This is a genomic window from Winogradskyella psychrotolerans, assembly GCF_018860565.1.
In the GTDB taxonomy this organism is placed as follows: domain Bacteria; phylum Bacteroidota; class Bacteroidia; order Flavobacteriales; family Flavobacteriaceae; genus Winogradskyella; species Winogradskyella damuponensis.
This window is the reverse complement of the sequence record NZ_JAHKPS010000022.1, coordinates 808,487-829,630: the sequence shown is the minus strand read 5'-3', so window position 1 is coordinate 829,630 and position 21,144 is coordinate 808,487. Positions and strand designations below refer to the sequence as shown.

At 36.7% G+C, this 21,144-nt stretch carries 6 protein-coding genes; all 6 read left to right on the top strand.

Annotated features, from left to right (window positions below; genetic code table 11):
• Positions 1-526: 526 nt before the first annotated feature.
• The 6 genes from KO504_RS12420 to KO504_RS12395 all read left to right on the top strand — a co-directional run bounded on the left by KO504_RS12420 (position 527) and on the right by KO504_RS12395 (position 21,111).
• The gene (locus tag KO504_RS12420) at positions 527-12,874 is read left to right on the top strand and encodes a T9SS-dependent choice-of-anchor J family protein (RefSeq protein WP_215927293.1); all 12,348 of its coding nucleotides are present in this window, start codon (positions 527-529) and stop codon (positions 12,872-12,874) included.
• A 248-nt stretch (positions 12,875-13,122) separates the two neighbouring features.
• The gene (locus KO504_RS12415) at positions 13,123-17,718 is read left to right on the top strand and encodes a beta strand repeat-containing protein (RefSeq protein WP_215927291.1); all 4,596 of its coding nucleotides are present in this window, start codon (positions 13,123-13,125) and stop codon (positions 17,716-17,718) included.
• A 287-nt stretch (positions 17,719-18,005) separates the two neighbouring features.
• Positions 18,006-18,194: a hypothetical protein gene (locus KO504_RS12410; protein WP_215927453.1), complete on the top strand. Its 189-nt coding sequence runs from the start codon at positions 18,006-18,008 to the stop codon at positions 18,192-18,194.
• 15 nt (positions 18,195-18,209) lie between these two features.
• Complete coding sequence (locus KO504_RS12405; protein ID WP_215927289.1) at positions 18,210-19,352, top strand: hypothetical protein; 1,143 nt, start codon at positions 18,210-18,212, stop codon at positions 19,350-19,352.
• 31 nt (positions 19,353-19,383) lie between these two features.
• Positions 19,384-20,457 (top strand): nucleotidyltransferase family protein, encoded by a 1,074-nt coding sequence (locus tag KO504_RS12400; protein WP_215927287.1) that lies wholly within the window; start codon positions 19,384-19,386, stop codon positions 20,455-20,457.
• 84 nt (positions 20,458-20,541) lie between these two features.
• The gene (locus tag KO504_RS12395) at positions 20,542-21,111 is read left to right on the top strand and encodes an outer membrane beta-barrel protein (protein WP_215927285.1); all 570 of its coding nucleotides are present in this window, start codon (positions 20,542-20,544) and stop codon (positions 21,109-21,111) included.
• Positions 21,112-21,144: the final 33 nt, after the last annotated feature.

Here is a 21,144-nt window from a genome sequence, read left to right as displayed (position 1 = left end):
AAAAAAAAAAAAAAAAAAATCATCCTTTAAACCATAATAAAACAGTTCTAATGTTATTAATGACTAAACGCATACATTATTGTAATGCGCTTTTTTTTATTGAATTTTAAAAATCTGAACTAAAGACAACAAAGGCTTAAAAGCAGAAGTATTATTTTAATTAAAAACAACAAGTTTCTAAATTTTAACTCTTTATAAAAAAAAGACTACAAATAAAATATTTCCACAAACCCAAAAGAAACATTTCAAAACACTTAAAATCAATGTTTTAACAAAAGCAAGTGCTCTTGAAAATCACAAAATTTAAACAAGCGTTAACTATTTGTTAAAATAAAATTATTAAATGAACACTAAGTTTTAGTATATTTGACTCCCCTCATTCTTACACACTTAGCCTGAATTTTTATAAACCAACGACAAACGACGTTATTTAACGACAACGTGTATTTATTTGTGAGTTATTTAGTTTTAACTATAATTCGCTATAGATACCAAATTTGTGCTTTAACTATAATTAATTCTTTCTATGAAAAATTTTTACGCATTTTTAGTATTCCTAATAATAGGAAACTTTGGATTCGGGCAAATCACCGAAAATTTTGATACTGGATTAACCGCAGGTTATCATACAGGATCTCAAACCTTAACTAGTGGAACATGGACTTCGGTTCAAGTTTACCCTGAAGACACTAGTAATTCTCGTGGAGCAACAGGTTCGGCAGCAAGAATTAATGATGATGAAGTTGGTGCCAGTTTAACAACTCCTACACTTACAACAGGGGCTGGTGTTGTCACATTCTACTATAGAGAATTAAATACTGGAGGCGGGACTTTTGAATTACAAACCTCAACTGATGGCATTACTTATACCACGCAAACAACACAAGCTTATTCAGGCACAACTTACACACTATTTTCATACACTTTAAATGATGCTAGTTCTAATTTAACCATTAGAATTCTAAATGATAACCAAGCAGGACATCTTATCATAGACGATTTTGATGTTACTGCATATAGCACTCCTGCTAACAATATTATTATTGGTACTGGAACTACGAGTACAGGATCTACTACCGCAGATCCAATTCATGGCTATTACAATGCATTTAAATACCAGGTAGTTTACACAGCTGCTGAGCTAAGTGCCATACTAACACCAAATGATGAAATAACGGCATTAGGTTGGTCAATCTCTGGAGACTATGGTGGTGGTGACCTATTAGGTTACACCATAAAAATGGGACATACAACAGCAACTAATTCTGCTACTCACGATACCTCTGTTACCACAGTGGTTAAAAATGCTTTTGATTACAACCCTTCCGTGACTGCTGAAGGTGTTTTTGACATGATACCATTTGACACTAACTTTGTTTGGAATGGTACAGATAACATATTAGTTGAAGTATGTTCTGATGGTCAAAACACATATTCCTCACCTTTTGGTCAAGTTAGAGGAGTTAGTGTCGCTAATGGTTCTAGATCATATAGAGATGACGGCGGAACTGCTTGCGGCTTTGTTACTGATGAAATTGGCGGTCATAAACCTAATATCCAGTTTAATTACATTGATGGTATTCCACCTGCTTGCCTTAATGTTAGCGGTATAACTATAGATAGTTTTACTTATAACACAGCAGAAATAAGTTGGAGCGTTAATGGAACAGAAACAAATTGGGAAATCGCAGTACAGCCTGATGGAACTGGCACTCCAGTTTCTGGTACAGCCACAACTACTAATCCTCATACCGCAACCGGATTAACAGAACAAACAGCTTATGAAGTTTATGTAAGAGCAAATTGTCTTGGTGATGGTTATGGTGCTTGGGCAGGCCCAATAGATTTCACTACACCACCTGCTTGTCCAGATCTTACCGGTTTAACATTAGATGCAGTGACTGATACTACAGCAACTATTAGTTGGACAGCTGAGGGCACAGAAACAGATTGGGAAATTGCAGTACAGCCAAATGGTACAGGTGTTCCTGCTTCTGGTACAGGTACTACAACAAACCCGCATACAGCAACTGGTTTAGCTGTATCTACCGCTTACGAGGTATATGTAAGAGCAGATTGTACTAGTGCTAGTAATGGCTATAGTAATTGGGTAGGACCTATAACTTTTACAACAACAGCAGCAGCTATAACAGCATTTCCTTATACTGAAAATTTTGAAGGAGGAGCTGCAGGCTGGTCTTTGGATAATACAACCAATGGTTCATGGCAATTAGGAAACCCTGCTGCAACAATAATTAACGTTGCAGATACAGGAGCCCTTGCTTGGGTAACTAACTTAACAGGTAATCACAATAGTAATGAAGAATCATACGTAATTAGTCCTCCACTAAACTTCTCAAGCATAGTAGCACCAGCTATTGAGTTTAGTATTTGGTGGAGTGCTGAAGATGGCTCAGATGGAATGCTACTTCAATCTTCAATAGATAACGGAAGTACATGGCAAACAGTGGGAGCCAATGGCGACCCTAATAACTGGTACAATGACAGCATTGGTTGGACCGGTACAGGTGCTAATGGATCTGGCGGTTGGGTTGTTGCCAAACACAACCTAACAGGTCTTGGAGGGCAAAGTAGCGTATTCTTAAGATTAGCTTTTGATTCTGACAGTAGCACTAACAACGAAGGTGTTGCTTTTGACAGTGTAAACATATTTCAACCAGCTTGTCCTGATGTAACAGCTTTATCTATAGATAGCTTTACCGACACTGAAGCTACATTTAGTTGGACTGCTGGAGATTCTGAAACGAATTGGGAGTATGTAGTACAAGCAGCTGGAACTGGAACTCCTGTTTCTGGCACAGCAACGACAACAAACCCGCATACAGAATCAGGTTTAACAGCACAAACAGCCTACGAAGTCTATGTAAGAGCAAATTGCCTTGGTAATGGCTATAGTGATTGGGTAGGTCCCGTAATTTTTACAACAGCTTGTACTCCTTTAACTGACTTTACCGAAAACTTTGATGCAGTAACAACTCCCGACTTGCCAAACTGCTGGTCTAGTATTTTAGATAATGGTGCACCTACATCAGCTTATATTCGAACCAGTACATCGGCAGACAATTCGCTTCCTAATGGTGTTCAATTATATAGTGGATATACAGCTGTACCAGAAGCGAATATTATGTTAGTATCACCTAACTTATCAAATTTAGGCGATGGAACACATCAACTTCGCTTTTTTGCACGTAACACGGCAGCTACTCAAGATCTTGAAATTGGAACCTTATCTGATCCTACAGATGGTTCAACATTTACTGTTTTAAGTACGGTAGATATAAACACAAGCTTTACTGAATATGAAATTTCATTTGAAGCTTACTCTGGTACAGATTCCTACATTGGAATTAGACGATTATCGACCTCTACCTATACGAATGTATATTTAGACGATATTACTTGGGAGATAATACCACCTTGTCCAAAAGTTTCAGACATCATAGTTGATAGCGTAACAAATACAACAGCTCAAGTAAGCTGGGCTCTAGGGGACACAGAAACCAACTGGGAGGTTATAATACAAGCTGAAGGTACAGCAGCACCAACAGCTGTAGATTCAGGTACTAGCACTACTACGAATCCACATACATTCTCTAGCTTAACAGGCAATACAACTTACGATGTTTATGTAAGAGCAGATTGTACAAGTAATAGTGATGGCTATAGCGAATGGGTTGGCCCAATCAATTTGACTACAGCATGTGATATAATATCTTCTTTACCATGGACAGAAGATGTAGAAAGCACTAGTACTACTATAGACTGTTGGGAGGTAATTAATAACAACTCTGATTCTGATACTTGGACTGTTAATACTAGTACAACTTATGCTAACTCAGGATCCCAATCTTTTCAAATATATACAGACATTAATGGTGGTTCTAATGATGATTATTTAGTATCACCTCAATTAACCCTTACTGGAAACGAAAGACTTAGATTTCAACAACGTGTACGTTCTTCTGGAGAACCAAATGACTTTACAGTACTATTATCTACAACAGGATCTGCACCAGCCGATTTTACAAATACAATTTTAGCAAATGCATCCTATAGTAACACTGCTTATCAAGAAATTATTGTAGATTTAAGTGCATATTCTGGAGATGTATTTATTGCTTTCCATATACCACCTAGTGGTTTAGATGGCTGGTATTTATATATAGATGATATCACGGTAGAAGCTATTCCGTCATGTCTTCCTGTTACAGATCTAACAATTGATAGTTTTACAGATACAGAAGCCACAATTAGTTGGACAGCAGGAGATACAGAAACCGATTGGGAATACGTTATACAAGACGCAGGTTTAGGAGCGCCAGCTTCTGGCACCGCAATTGCAACCAACACATATAATGCAACTGGTTTAACTGAACAAACTGCTTACGAAGTATACGTGAGAGCCAATTGTATTGCAAATGGCTATAGTTCTTGGGTAGGTCCTGTTGTTTTTACAACAACAGCAACACCAATAACAACTTATCCTTATAATGAAGACTTTGAATCTGGAGCTGGCGGATGGGCAGCAGACAACACAACTAATGGAAGCTGGGAATTAGGTGTACCATCTAATACTATTATTAATAGTGCAGACTCTGGTAGCAATGCATGGGTAACCAACCTAGATGGAACGTATAATAGTAGTGAAAAATCTGCGGTAATCAGTCCTCCATTCGACTTTACATCCTTAGCCAACCCTGTTATAGAATTAAGTATATGGTGGGAATCTGAATTTAGTTGGGATGGTATGGTATTACAATCTTCTATAGATAGTGGTAATACATGGCAGAATGTAGGTACAAACGGAGATCCAAACAATTGGTTTAATGACAATACGATTGGAGGAAATCCTGGAGGACAACAAATTGGTTGGACTGGTAGAGATGGTAGCGGATCAGATGCATGGCTTGTTGCCAAACATGAGCTTACAGGCCTTGGTGGAGAAAGTAATGTTTTACTAAGAGTAGCCTTTGGTTCAGATGGCTCAGGCAATGACGAAGGTGTTGCTTTTGATACAGTAAACATACACGAACCAAGTTGTTTAGATGTTACAGCTATTACTATAGATGGCTTTACTGATACAGAAGCTACTTTTAGCTGGACAGCTGGCGATACTGAAACCGATTGGGAATATGTAGTTCAAGCTGCAGGTACAGGCGAACCTGCAGGTTCTGGTACCGCAATCGCAACAACCTCACAGACTGAAACAGGCTTAATTGCAGATACAGCTTATGAAATTTATGTCAGAGCAGATTGCGATACTAATGGTTTTAGTGCATGGGTTGGCCCATTAAATTTTACGACAGCATGTACCCCTATTTCTAGCTTTACTGAAAATTTTGATGCGGTAACCACACCAGATTTACCAGCGTGTTGGGGTAAAATTATAGATAATGGAGCGTCTAGTTTTGCTACGGTTGTTACAAGTACAAGTGCAGATAATACTGCGCCTAACGGTGTAAGCCTAACAAACTCTAACTCTGGGTCAACAGCAAATATTATGTTAGTGTCTCCTAACTTATCAAATTTAGGTGATGGCACACATTTACTTCGCTTTTTTGCACGTAACACGACAGCTACTCAAGATCTTGAAGTTGGAACATTATCAGATCCTACAGATGGTTCTACATTTACACTGCTTAGTACGGTAGATATCAATACAACTTTTGCCGAATACGAAGTATCTTTTGCGAGTTACTCAGGGACAGATAACTATATTGCAATTCGAAGATTATCAACATCAACATATACTACGGTTTATTTAGATGATATCATTTGGGAAGCATTACCTCCATGTCCAGATATTACGAGTTTAGCTGTTGATAATATCACAGATACAACAGCCGAAATTAGTTGGACAGCGGGTCAGACTGAAACCGATTGGGAAATAGTAGTGCAAGCAGCTGGTGCAGGAGCACCTGCCGGATCAGGTGACGCAACAACTACGAATCCACATACAGCAACTGGTTTAACTGCTCAAACTGATTATGAAGTTTATGTACGAGCTGATTGTACTAGTGCGAGTAACGGTTACAGCGAATGGGTTGGCCCTATAAGCTTTACAACTAACTGTGAAGTATATACACCTGACTATACCGAAGATTTCACTACTTACCTTAATCCTTGTTGGGAAGAAGCCGCTGATGGCGACTTAACAACTGGCCCAGCTTCCTTTGGAACGAGCAATTGGTTAGCAGAAGAATTTGCACATACTTCAACATCTGGAGGAGGAGCTGTTAATATTAATATGTATGGTAGTTCTGACATAGAATGGCTAATGTCACCATTCTTTGATCTCTCAGCTGGTGGTTATGAGGTTGCTATTGATGTGGCATTGACTGATTACGCATCAACATCACTTGCGGAAGCTTTTGATCCTGGAGATGAAGTACGTTTAGTATACTCACTAGATGGCACAACCTGGACAACGTTACAACTGTGGAATCAAGCGAATACACCATCTAACACAGGAGATGAAGTTATTACCGACATATCAACAATTACCGGAAGTAACGTACAATTTGCACTCTATGCTATTGAGGACGGATCAGATACAGGAAGAGATATTGATTTTCATATTGATAACTTTAAAGTAAGAATCCCACCGACATGTTTTGATGTTTCTGCATTAACTATTGATAGTTTTACAGATACTGAAGCCACGATTAGCTGGACTACCGCTAATACTGAAACGGATTGGGAAATAGTAGTACAACCCGATGGCACAGGTATTCCTGCAGGTGCTGGTGATGCAACAACAACAAATCCACATACTGAATCTGGATTATTGGATCGTACTGATTACGAAGTTTATGTAAGAGCCAATTGCCTTACTAATGGCTTTAGTGCGTGGGTGGGACCAGTAACTTTTACTACACTTCCATCTTGTCCTGATGTTTCTGGCATAGCAATAGATAGTTTTACTGCAGCTGATGCAACTATTAGTTGGACTGCAGGTGATGCTGAAACCGCTTGGGAAATTGTTGTACAAGCTGATGGATTAGGAGAACCAGCGGGATCTGGTACTGCAACAACAGCTAATCCACATACAGAAATGGGATTAACAGAACAAACAGCCTATGAAGTTTATGTACGCGCTAATTGTACAAGTACAGGTGATGGTTTTAGTGCTTGGGTAGGTCCAGTAGATTTCACTACGCCTTGTGGTCCTATTGTACCGGACTATTTTGCTGATATGTCATTAAATTTACCTGATTCTTGTTGGTCAGAAGCTACTAATGGAGAAGTTGCTACAGGTCCTACTGGACTAGGCTCTTCTTCTTGGAAAAATGATGGCTCAGGAGATGATAATAATTATGGAGCCGGAATTTATAGTAATAGAATTAATATCTATGGTAACTTTACAGATATAAGAGATTGGTTAATATCACCTACATTTGATTTATCAACTGGAGGTCCTTACCAGCTCGAATTGAATGTTGCAGTTACAGAGTATAATGATGGGGGTACTGATGACACCATGGGGTCTGATGACGAAGTACAACTACTAGTATCTACAGATGATGGTACAACTTGGACAAATTTAACAACTTGGAATGCTGGTAATGAGCCAGATTTTACAGGTACCGAATACATTGAAGATTTAACAGCCTACACTGGCAACGTAAAGTTTGCGATTTGGGCATCAAATGGAACAGCATCAGGTCAAGATTATGATTTCCATGTAGGACAGTTTATCGTAAGAACACCTCCAACTTGTTTGGATGTTACAAATATAAATTTAGATAGTTACACAGCGAATGACGTTACTGTGAGCTGGACGGCTGGAGATACAGAAACAGCATGGGAGGTTGCAGTACAACCAGCTGGCACAGGTATTCCTACAGGGGCTGGCACACCAACAAGTACTAATCCTCATACCGAAACTGGCTTAACAGCTCAAACTGCTTACGAAGTCTATGTAAGAGCCGATTGTGATACTAATGGTTATAGCTCTTGGGTTGGCCCAATTAATTTTACAACACTTTGTGATGCAGAAGCTACATTTCCATATACTGAAGATTTTGAAAACACAGGTACCATTCCAAGTTGTTGGCTAAGTTCTTCGTCTACCTCTAGAGTTTGGACGTTTGGAACATCACCAACATTTGGTAACTCTTACAGTGACCACACAACAGGAAGTGGGTATTTTGCCTATGTAGACAGCTCTACAACTCCTGTATCTACTGATGCTACACTAACCTCTCCTATGATAGATGTGAGTACACTTACAACACCAGCATTAGAGTTCTTCCAATATCACTATGCTGCTGGAACAAATTCTAATACCATTACAGTTGAAGTTTATGATGGTGCTGCTTGGAATGTTGTTCACACAGATAATAATGGTGATATAGATGGTTGGGAAGAAATATATATAGATCTATCTACACTCACTATTACTGGTGACATTCAAGTACGTTTTATTGTAGATACAGCTACCAATTCTACTTACGAAAATGATATTGCTATCGATGATCTATCAATTATAGAAGCACCAACTTGTTTAAAGCCTACAGGTTTAACTCTTGACGCTTTTGATCGCGAATCGGCAACAATTAGTTGGACAGCTGGTGCATCAGAAACCAATTGGGAAATTGTAGTACAGCCAGATGGCACAGGAACTCCTGCAGCTGCTGGTGTTGCAACATCAACAAATCCTCATACTGAAACAGGATTAACTGCAGCCACGGCTTATGAAGTATATATAAGAGCTTATTGTGGAGTTGGTGACGAAAGTGTTTGGGTTGGCCCTCTAGATTTTACAACAGCAAACCCTTTACCAACCGTAGATACAACATTAAATGTTGCTACTTGTGGTACTGCTGGATCAGACAGCTATAATGGAGCTTATGATGCTAGTACACAAAATGTAGTTTGGGCACAACTAAATTATACAGCTAGTTGTCCTTCATTTACAATAGATACTATTGGATCTGATTTTGACACAGAAATTGGTATCTATGATGCTAACGGTGTTCTATTAGGTTCTAATGACACTGGTGCAGGGATATCACCTCAAAGCTTATTTACAGAGCTAGGATTAGCTAATGGCACTTATTACATCGCTGCAGGTATGTTTAATGTAACTTTTGGACCAGACTTTAATGTTACATCAAGTAATACAACTCAAACAGGTACACTTTACATTAATGCTAAAGGTCAATCTACAGAAACTGCTGATTTTAATAACTTACAATGGCCAATTGATGGTACTATTAATGAGGGAGATACTTACAATGTGTACGCTAGAATTTATGAAGCAGGAGTAACAGACTTAGGTAGTCCTGGTGCTAATATTGAAGCATGGATAGGCTATAGTACTACAGATGCTACTACTACTGCAGACTTTACATCTGGCTGGACATGGGTACCAGCAACGTTTCACTCTGACGAAGGGAATGACGATGAGTTTGAAGCTGAAATAGGATCTTCTTTATCGCCAGGTGTATATTATTATGTAAGTCGTTTTGCTGTGGATGGTGGACCTTTCACTTATGGTGGTATTAATACAACTAATCCTTCAGGAGGTGGAAACACATGGGATGGCACTCCTACTGCTGCCTCAGGTCAACTTACAGTTAATTCTATATCTATACCAACCACAATTGCTACATTTAATATTGACGGTTGTGCAGATTCTGATAGTTATAACGGTGCATATGACGCAGCTACAGACGATGTTGTTTGGGTAGAATTAATATATGATGGTAACTGTACAGAAATAATAGTAGATACAGAATTAACTACTGGAATAGATACAGAAATAGGACTCTATGATGTATTTGGCAACCTCATCGGAAATAACGATGATGGTGGTACAGGTTCTTTAAGTGCCTTAACCGAAATAGGATTACCAGCAGGAACCTATTATATCGCAGCTGGCGCTTGGAATACATCATTCGGTGATGGATTTGCCGCAACTTCCGCAAATACAACAAGCACGGGGATACTTTACATCAACGCAAGCACGCCTAACTTTATAGATTACTGTAACTTACAGTATCCAAATAGTGGAACTATAGCTGTAGAAGGAAACTATGATGTATATGCACAGGTCTTAGAAGTAGGAAGAACAGAAGCTGCTGGACAAGCTGCTGATATTGACGCGTGGATTGGTTATAGCACTACTGACGCAACTGACATCAGTGATTTTGCTTCTGGTTGGACTTGGGTACCTTCAACGTATAATACAGATGCTGGTGACAATGATGAGTATGTTACTGAGATAGGTTCTGGTTTAGCAATTGGAACTTACTATTACGTAAGTCGTTTCTCTGTTGATGGTGGAGACTTCTCTTATGGAGGTATTACTCCGGGCAGTTCTGGTGGCGATATCTGGGATGGTGTAAACTATGTCTCAGGACAATTAACTGTAACACCTAAACCAGAGCCAACGAATCATGTTTTAGCATTTACTGCTGTTGCAGATTCTGATTCTCAAATTACATTAACTTGGGATGATAATGATGGCGCACAACCAGCAGATGGTTTTGTAATTGTTGGTAAAACAGGATCAGGTGTATTTACTACAATTGTAGATGGTACTGAACCTGCAAACGACATCGACTGGTCTGATGACGAGTTTGAATTTAAAAGAGCACCTGGCTTACAGACTTATACTGTAGTAGGATTAGATGCAAGTACGCTATATGAATTTGAAATTTACCCATACACTAACGCTGGTGTATTAATAGATTTTAAAACTGATGGAACCATTCCTTCTACTAGTGCAACAACAAATGCAGATCCTTGTTTAGTAGCAGTAAACACATTCCCTTTTGAAGAAGGATTTGAGTCAGGAATACTACCAAGTTGTTGGTCTCAAGAATTTGAGGCAGGAGCCGTAAACTGGACATACACTAATGGCGGACAGAGCGGTGGCTCAATAACAATGCCACATACGGGATCGTTTAATGCAAACTTCTATGATGCATCTAGTTCTTCAGTGGTAAAATTAGTATCACCAAAATTAGACTTAACAGGTATTGTAAATCCTACACTAACATTTTGGCATGCACAGCAAGTTCGAGCTGGCGGTCAAGATGAGTTAAGAGTATATTACAAAACTTCAGCAGCAGGGTCTTGGACTCTAATACCGGAATTAACTTATACAAATAGTATAAGTACATGGACCCAAGGCACTATAGCTCTACCTAACCCTAGTGCAGAATACTATATTGCATTTGAGGGAACAGGTGATAACGGTTATGGAGCTTTATTAGATGACGTTAAAATTGAAGAAATAATAACAGAAACATACACTTATAACGGTTCTTGGTCTCCAAGTGATCCTAACGGTATCTCTACAGTACATGACCATATCGTTGTTACTTCTGGTAACGCTATTATTTCATCTAATACTTCTATTAAAACTGTAACTGTAAATCCAGGAGCATCTTTAACCATTAATACGGGGACTACATTAACTGTTATTGATGATGTAACTTTGGAGTCTACTTCAAATAGTTATTCTAGCTTAATGTATGACGGAACTATAGACGGAACCATCAAGTATGAGCGTTATGTTAATTCTAATAGTGGAGGCAATGATCTTATTTCAGCACCTCTTGCAGGAGAAACTTGGGCTAACTTCTTAGCTTCTGACACTAATGCTGCAGATTTATTGGATAATGGACAAACGAGTCCAACAACATACGCTTTTGCACCTTTCGATAAAGGAGCGGATGCTTATGTAAACTATACCGATGCAACTTCTGCAACTTTAACTAGCGGTACCGGTTATAGAGCTGCTACAGATAGCGGAACAACTCTAACATTTACTGGTACTGTACCAACATCTACAGTTCCTGTAAATATTCTGGATACTGGAGCAAATCACCCAGATTGGAACCTTATTGGTAATCCATATCCTTCATACATAGGTTCATTTACTTTACTGTTCTATGACCTTGGCTCAGGAGTTTTCAACTACAGCCTTTTAGAAGATGGTTCTGGTATATATGGTTACGATGGTGATGTTGATGGTTCTACTGGTTATAACGTTGTTACTTTAGCAAGTGGAAATATAGCAATTGCACCAGGGCAAGGCTTCTTAGTCGCTGCTAATGATGCTTTTGTAGCTGGTTACGACTGGACGTTCTCTCCAACAATGAGAATGAGTTCTGGTGGTGATGATTTTATTGTAGGTAGAAATGCAGAAGACTTAACATACTTTAAGTTAAGTACAAGTACAGCTACTAACAACTTTACCTCACAATTCTATTTTAACGAAAATGCAACTCAGGAATTAGATCATGGTTACGATGGAAAACTGTTAGATAACTTCTCCCCTAGTTTTGCATTATACTCACAACTCGTAGAAGGTAATTCTGATATGAAAATGGCTTTACAAGCATTAAATCCTTCTGATATGATGGATGTCGTAATTCCTTTAGGTGTTAATGCTAATTCTGGTGAACAATTAACGTTTACAATCTCAGAATTTGCTTTACCTAACACTACAGAAGTCTATTTAGATGACACCTTATTAAATACATCAACATTATTAAATACATCTGATTATGTGATTACGCCAAGCACTAACTTAAATGGTACTGGTCGTTTTTACTTACGTGTATCGGATAATGCATTATCTGTGAACGATGAAGATTTTAACAGTATTAAAATTTATACTAAGAAATCACCTCGATCTATATTTATTCAAGGTATCATTAACGATGGAGCTACTGCAAAAATTCATGATATCCAAGGTCGTTTAGTTTATAGTACCGATTTAGAAAGCAATAACTTACTAAATGAAATAGACGCAACAGATCTTCAAGATGGTGTTTATGTAGTAACATTAACCGATGGTTCTAAACAAAAATCACAAAAAGTGATTATTAGATAAACGTTTAATTTACTTTAAAAGTTAATTATTAAAAGCGCATCCATTAGGATGCGTTTTTGGTTTTTAAAATAATTAACTAATTAGTCTAATCCCTGCAAAACTCAAAAGTGACCGTACAATAAAAACAGTGTCTAATAACTACAATTAACACTTTGTTAATGTCTACATTAAAATATACAATTAAGTTTTTGTAAGTTTGCAGCCTAATTTTTCAAACAATAAAAACAATTGTTATAGAACAATACGCTATGAAAAAAATTTACACATTTTTATTTGCCTTGATGATGACTAGTCTTGGGTTTGCTCAAGGGACTGAAACCTTTGATAATATCCCTAGTATATCACCATACAATAGTGGGAGTTGGACAGGCAACGATGGTTCGACGTGGAATGCTACAAAAGCTAGTTCAAACGAGACTATTAATGGAAACGCTATTTTATTGAATGATGATGTAGCTAATGCTTATATATCATCAGGAATAATTAGTGGAGGAGTTGGAGATATTACTATTACAACCCAAAGAAAATTTAGTGGTGGCTCTGGCATATTAGATGTTTTAATTAATGGTTCAAGCGTGGGAACTATTCCTTATAGTGGATCAGTTCAAACAACAACAATTTCAGGGATAAACGTCACTGGTGACTTTGTTATTAGAATAGACAATAATATTGGAGGAAATAATGGAGGTGGTGCAGATCGAGTTGCTATTGACGACATTACTTGGACGGCTGGTGCCCCAGCATGTGCTGCCCCAACAACCCAAGCTTCAGCTTACAATACAACCGCTCTAAGTACGACATCAGCCACTTTAAACTGGATAGATGGAGATGGAGATGAAGTATTGGTAGTTGTAAAAGAAGGCTCAGCTGTTGATGAAGATCCTACAAGTGGAACAGATTACACAGGTAATACTGTTTTTGGTTCGGGAGACCAACTAGGCACAGGTAATTATGTTGTACAATCGGGTTCTGCAACGAGCTCAGTAAGCATTACTGGCTTAACTGAAGCGACTACTTATCATGTTGCTGTTTATGAATATAATACTACTGACACCTGTTATTTAACACCTGCCTTAACTGGTAGTTTTACAACAGGATGTTCTACACCTTCGGATGTCACGGTATTTACTGCAAGCGAAGGTAATACCGAAGTTGATTTAAGCTGGACTAACGGAGCTTGTTATGATGAGCTATTAGTAGTCGCTAAAGAAACATCTGCGGTAACAGTTACACCAACAGGTGATGGTACTGCATACACCGCAGACGCTGCCTTTGGTTCGGGCACAGATTTAGGTACTGATGAGTATGTTGTTTATAAAGGTACAGGGACTTCAGCAACTGTAACCGGTTTAACCAATGGTACCACCTATCATTTTGAGGTTTTTGCTCGTAAAGCTACAACTTGGAGTACAGGTGTTACTGCTGATGCCGTACCAGAATTAAATTGGTGTGCAGTAACAGGAACTACTTCGTATAACACCTCAATAACGTTAGTAAACTTTGGTACCATTAATAAGTCCACTGGACAAGGCAGTGGTTATGATGATTTCACAGCGGAATCTACCGATGCTATACAAGGTAGTGATATTGATTTAACAGTGAATTTAAATACTGATGGGGCATATACTATTTATGCAAAAGCCTGGATAGACTGGAATCAAGACGGAACATTTGACACCTCTACTGAAGAATATGCATTAGGAACTGCTAATGGTGTAACGGATGGTCCAACAACATTAAGTCCACTTACCATAAGTGTTCCTGCAGGCGCAACATTAGGGAATACAAGAATGCGAGTAGTTTGTCAATACGGCTCATATCCAGGGGCTTGCACAGGCTCAACTGATGGAGAAGTAGAAGATTACACTATAAATGTGATTCCAGCATTAAACAATGACTCAGACTCAGAAGTATACGCTTCGACACCACAGGTGGCTGACGCAACTATAATAGCTGCTGATGCTACAACTAGTGGAACAGCTTTTGATGCTTTAGGATTTGTAGTAGAAGATTTTGGATCTGGTGATACTGAACCAACAAATATGACCACGATGCGTTTTGTACCAGGACCAAATAACACGGCTGATTGGACAGACCATATACAAGGGGTTACCTTATCAGACGATAACGCAGTGTCTTATTCACCAACCACAAGTATTACGGATACCGAAATTGTATTGACTTTTGGAAGTCCTGTTGCTGTTTCAGATGGTACTGCCTTAGAATTTTTATTAGGCTTATACTTAAACACTACGGCTATAGTAGATGGTAGTGTTATACAATTACAAATAGATGAAAGCGCTAGTGGATTTGAAACTAATATAACGGGTTCAGGTCTTGCTGATCCGTTCTTATTAGGAGACGTTGTTGGTAATGATATAACTATAAATGTTGATGCAACAGAACTTGTGTTTTCAGAACAAGCGTCAGACACAGAATTAAATGCAGCAATGAGTCCTGCTGTAACGGTTTCTGGTGTAGATGCCAATGGTAACTTAGATACAGATTATAATTTAGATGTAGACATTACGTCGACAGGAACATTAACCGGATCACCAGTAACTGCAACTGCTGTAAGCGGTATAGCAACTTTTTCTACGCTAACTCATACGATAGCTGGTTCTGGTTTAGTATTAACTGCAGATGACGGTGCATTAGCAACGATAGATAGCACGCCTTTTGATATTACTGAGCCTATAGTTGGAGCTGCAGATTTATTTTTCTCAGAATATGTAGAAGGAGATACTGGAAACAATAAATATTTAGAAATATACAATGGCACTGGTACTACAATTACATTGACCGATTATTCTGTTGAAATGTATTCAAATGGTAGTTCATCTGCTAACCAAACTGAAGATTTTACTGGTGGTTTCCCAACAACGCTTGCTAGTGGTGATGTTATTGTTTTACGAGCTCAGAGTACTTCAGAATTCACTGGAACGGCTTATAATTCTGGTGTCTGTTTTTTTAATGGAGATGATACTGTTGTACTTAAAAAGCAGGGTATAATTATAGACATTATTGGTAATATTGGTTGTGACCCAGGAAGTGGCTTTAACGCTACTGGAGGTAACAGCACATTAAATCAATCCCTTATCAGAAATACAGATGTATGTGAAGGAGTATCGACAGATCCTTCTGGCTGCGGCTCAACAAGTTTTACAACTCTAGCTACAGAATGGACTAGCTTAGGTACAGATGTATTTTCTAATTTAGGTACGCACACAGCAACCTGTGGCGCACCTACAACCTACACCTACAACGGCACCTGGTCTCCAAGCAACCCTAATGGTATAGCTACGGCTAATGATCATATCATAATTGCTTCAGGTAACGCAATAATGGATACTAACACCACTGCTAATACTGTAACAGTAAGTCCTGGAGCTAGCCTTACAGTTAATTCTAGTGTTACTTTAACGGTTAATTCAACGGAAGGACTGTTGTTAAATTCAACCTCAACGAGCTATTCAAGTTTAATACTTGATGGAACGATTGCAGGAACAGTAAAATATAACCGTTATGTTAATACTAACGATTCAGTAAATGGTAACGATTTAATAAGTGCCCCTTTATCAGGACAGGCTTTTAATACGTTTATTGCTAACAATCCAAATATTAGATCTAACCCTTCTGGACCAGAAGTGTTATTTGGTGGGTTTGACAACAATAGTAGCACTGATCCTTTCGAACTTTGGAATGATACTGACACTACGTTATTAACTGCTGGTAAAGGTTATCGTTCTGGTATTACAGAAGGTGAAGCAAGTAATCTTGTAACGTTTGAAGGAACAGTAAACACAAGTTTAGTTCAGATTCCAATAAACCAAGGTTCAGAAAGTACATTAAACTTAATAGGAAATCCTTTTCCATCTTATTTAGATGCTCAAGAATTTTTATCGCATAATGCTGGTCTATTAGATCCTAGTGCCGCTGTAATCTATGGCTATAATGATAGCACAGACGGAACATCTGCAGATGATTATACCATTATAAGTGCTTTGTTAAACACGAGTATGAATATTGCTCCAGGGCAGGCATTTTTCGTATCTTCAAATACTACAGGTGGTAATATCGAATTTACGACGAGTGGCTCTGATATGCGTTTGGCAACAGGAGGGGATGATTTTATTGCAGGAAGGAATGCTTCAGTAATATCTAACTTAAAATTAAACCTTAGCAATACTAACGATAACTTCATCACTGATATTTTCTTTACACAATATTCAACTCAAGGTTTAGACCCAGGATATGACGCCAGCTTAATAGGAGGTGTTGCACCTGCATTTGCTTTGTATTCTCATTTAGTAGAAGATAATACAGATGTTCCTCTTGCAGTTCAAGCTCTTGGCAAAACAGATTATATGAATATTACAATTCCTTTAGGAGTTAATGCAAACCAAGGTGAACAGCTAATATTTAGTATTAATGAGACTAACTTATCTAATACAGTAGACATTTATCTTGAAGATAATGTCACTAATACATCTACACTATTAAATACAAGTGATTATACACTTACTCCAAATGTTGATCTTAATGGAACCGGTCGTTTTTACTTACGTGTAACTGACAATTCACTTTCTATATCTGATAATAGTTTAGATCAGTTAAATATCTATAACAATCAAAAAGATAAGACTGTAGTTATTACTGGTCAGTTAGCAGAAACAACAACTGCTAAATTATATGACATACAAGGAAGAACTGTAAGCACGTCACTTTTACAAAACTCAAACAGTCTACAAACCATTGATGTTAGTGGCTTAAAAGCGGGTGTTTACGTGGTACAATTAGTTAATGGAACTCAAAACAAAACTCAGAAAATCATTATACGTTAAATTGTTATATTAATTTTCTTGAATTTTCTATATATTGCAAATATTACATACAAAATATGTTGGTGTAATATTTGCAATTTAACATAATATTGATTTTATTTACTTGAAACAAAATCTTTTACACAATAATTAGGTAAATTGAAAAAACGAAGTGTGTTTACATTAATTTTGAAGTCTGACATTTTAGATGTAATTTAACAGAAAACATTGCTGTTTTATAAAGAAAATTTGAATTTAATGTAAACCTTTTCGTATTTTACTTTAATAAATAAAATATTTTACTATTTTTGAACACAAAATTTAGGGCAAAAGCCATGAAAGAAGACAACAACTCAGATAAAATCACTCGTAAAGAAGCCATTCAAAAAATGGGTAAGTATGCTGCATTAACAGCAGTAGGAACATTTGTGATTTTAAACCCACTTAAAGCACAATCATCATCACCACCAGATGCAGGAGGGGATCCATTCGATTAATTTTCGATTTTTATTTTGAATACTAACTTAGCACCTACATATAAAAAAATGTTTGGTGATCATTGGATTTTGTGGTACACCATATCCAATAGTTATAGTATTATTGAACCAGAATTTAAATTACTTTTAGACTCTTATTTAGAATCTAATTCAACAATCGATTTTTCCGCTACAATTTCAGATAGCATTGACGTTTCAAATGATATCACCTACAGTATTTCTGAAACGTTATTTAATTACCTCGAGGACTGTAATAGACCTTATTCGCCCCAAATAATTCCTTTAATCCCCTTAGATAAATCTTATAGAAACATATCTAAGCAATATCATTTTGAAGGAAAAACAATTCAGATATATTACAATTCAGAACTGGTATTAAAAACAGTTCATCCTGCCTTGGCATATTGCTGTATAAAATCTAGTGATGTAGCATTAGCTACATTTGATATCTATTTAAAAGATGAGGATTTATATTTATTTAAAAATGAATGCTTAATTTCTCGGGTTTCTAAGCATGACTACCATCTGATTCAAGGTAAATTTATAATGCAATTACTCTGTACTTTACACGATAAACAGGAGAGTGATTGGATTGGTACATTTCACGGATCTACGATAACAGATGGCAATTCGTCCATTCTTTTTATCGGAGAATCTGGAAAAGGAAAGAGTACCCTATGTGCACTATTAGCTGCAAGTGGTTTTGATTTACTCGCAGATGATGTATCTCCCATGCTATCTAAAGACAAACATATATATTATAACCCTTTAGCTATATCTATAAAAAAAGGGGCTTTTAATGTTCTTGAACCAATTATAAGTGATTTTGATAGCTTGCCTTTAGTAAAATTTAATAAAACCAAAGGAGATTTAAAATATATACCTTGTGAAAAGCCAAAAAACAACCACTACCCTTGTCATGCAATTATTTTAGTGAATTATAAACCTAAGGCTAACACAAGTCTGGAAAAAGTATCTGTTAAAACCATTCTAGAAACTATAATTCCAGAATCATGGTTGTCCCCTAACCCAAAACATGCAAAACAATTTTTAGATTGGCTTATAGATATAGACATGTATCAACTAACCTATAGCAATACCAAGAGTGTAACTACTGAAATTTCAAAATTATTTAAACAACTTAATAAAAAGCTTTAATAGCTTATATTAGTAGTTCATTGAGAGACTTATGAATAACTTAGCTATTACATACCAACATATTGCAGATATACTAAGTTTTGAAACACCAAACTCTCAACTTGAAAAAACACTTAGCCAAGCTTCATTTAATTGGGAAACTATTATAAAAGAAGGTAGTAAGCACTTTATAATACCTACAATTTATTGTCGGTTAAAGACCAAGCAACTCATACATTTATTACCTGAAGACCTTATTGCTTATTTTGAATATATTACAAGTGAAAACAGAAAACGGAATGACATTGTATTAACCCAGGTACATTCCATTTCTGAGCTCTTCAATTCTGAACATATAGAACATGTCTTTTTAAAAGGTTCTGCACTTTTAGCACTTGGTTGTTTTAATGACATAGCTGAACGTATGCTTGGTGATATCGATATATTAGTACCACCTAACCAATTAAAAAAAGCATATGAATTACTTTGTAAAGATGGTTACTACCCATCGAAACAAACATTAGGAAACGATTTTTTTGAGCATAAGCATCTACCAAGGCTAAAGACAGAGCTATCTCCTACTCGAATTGCTGCTGTTGAGATTCATAGAAAATTATTTGTAACATACAGTACTGCAGAACTTGAGCACCTGTCGATTTTTAAAGAAAAAAAAGAACACAATAACGTATTTATCCCATCTATAAAACACCTTATGATGCATAATGTGCTTAATTTTCAAATTAATGATTACGGTGCTTTATACAACAGTATAAGTTTTAGATCTATTTACGATACAATTATATTACAACAAAAATATAAAGGAAATAAAGAATGGTATAAAAACAAGATATTTAAAAAATATTTTATATATTCTAGCCTATTCTTTAATGACATAATTATTGTAAAGCATAGATATACAAGAGTTTTAACTGGCTTTTACTTATTTAAACTAAGCCATATTAAATTTTATAAAAATTGGAATAAACTCTTAAAATTAATTAGCTTTATACCAATTATCACAAATCGATTGTGCTTTTTTATGTCAAATAGTTCCTATAGAAAAGCCGTAATTAAGGATAGAAAGCGAATTTTTGCTCATTTTACATCTATTTTGAGCAACAATTAATTTTTTTTGAGTATTATTATAAAACTTTTCGTAATATTTGTTTTATAAACCATAAAGTTTACCTTTGAACAAAATTATTTTAGCATGAAGAAATTATTTTTAATTGTATTATTAGTAGCATTTAGTATATCGTCTTTTGCTCAAAGAAGTGATAATGATTGGTATTTAAACGTTGGGGTTAACGCTATCAACAGTTTAGGATCAAGATCACCTATCTACCACCCTGGTGATTGGAGTTTCCAGTTCCCTGTCTCTGCTGCAGTTGAATTTAATTGGAGTGAGAATTTCTCAATAGAACAAGCTATTACATTCAATGGATTTAATGAAGATAAGCTTATTGATGGTGTTGATTTACAGGAAGATTACAATTATTTATCTTTAGACACCCACGTAAAGTATTATTTTGGTGAACATATTCTAGGACGAAATGCTGATTGGATTGATTTTTATGCCAATGCAGGTGTTGGTTTCTTTCATATAGATGAAACAAATATTTCTGCCAATATTGGTGGTGGTGCTCTTGTTTGGTTAAATGGAAGTAGAACTTTTGGCTTAAGAGCGCAAACTATAGCTAAATTTGCCTTTAGTCATTCCGAAAGTGGGTTTGACAATAACCACTTTCAATACCACTTACAAGCTGTCTTTAAATTGTAAAAAAGTACATATAAAATAATCATAAAAAAAGGT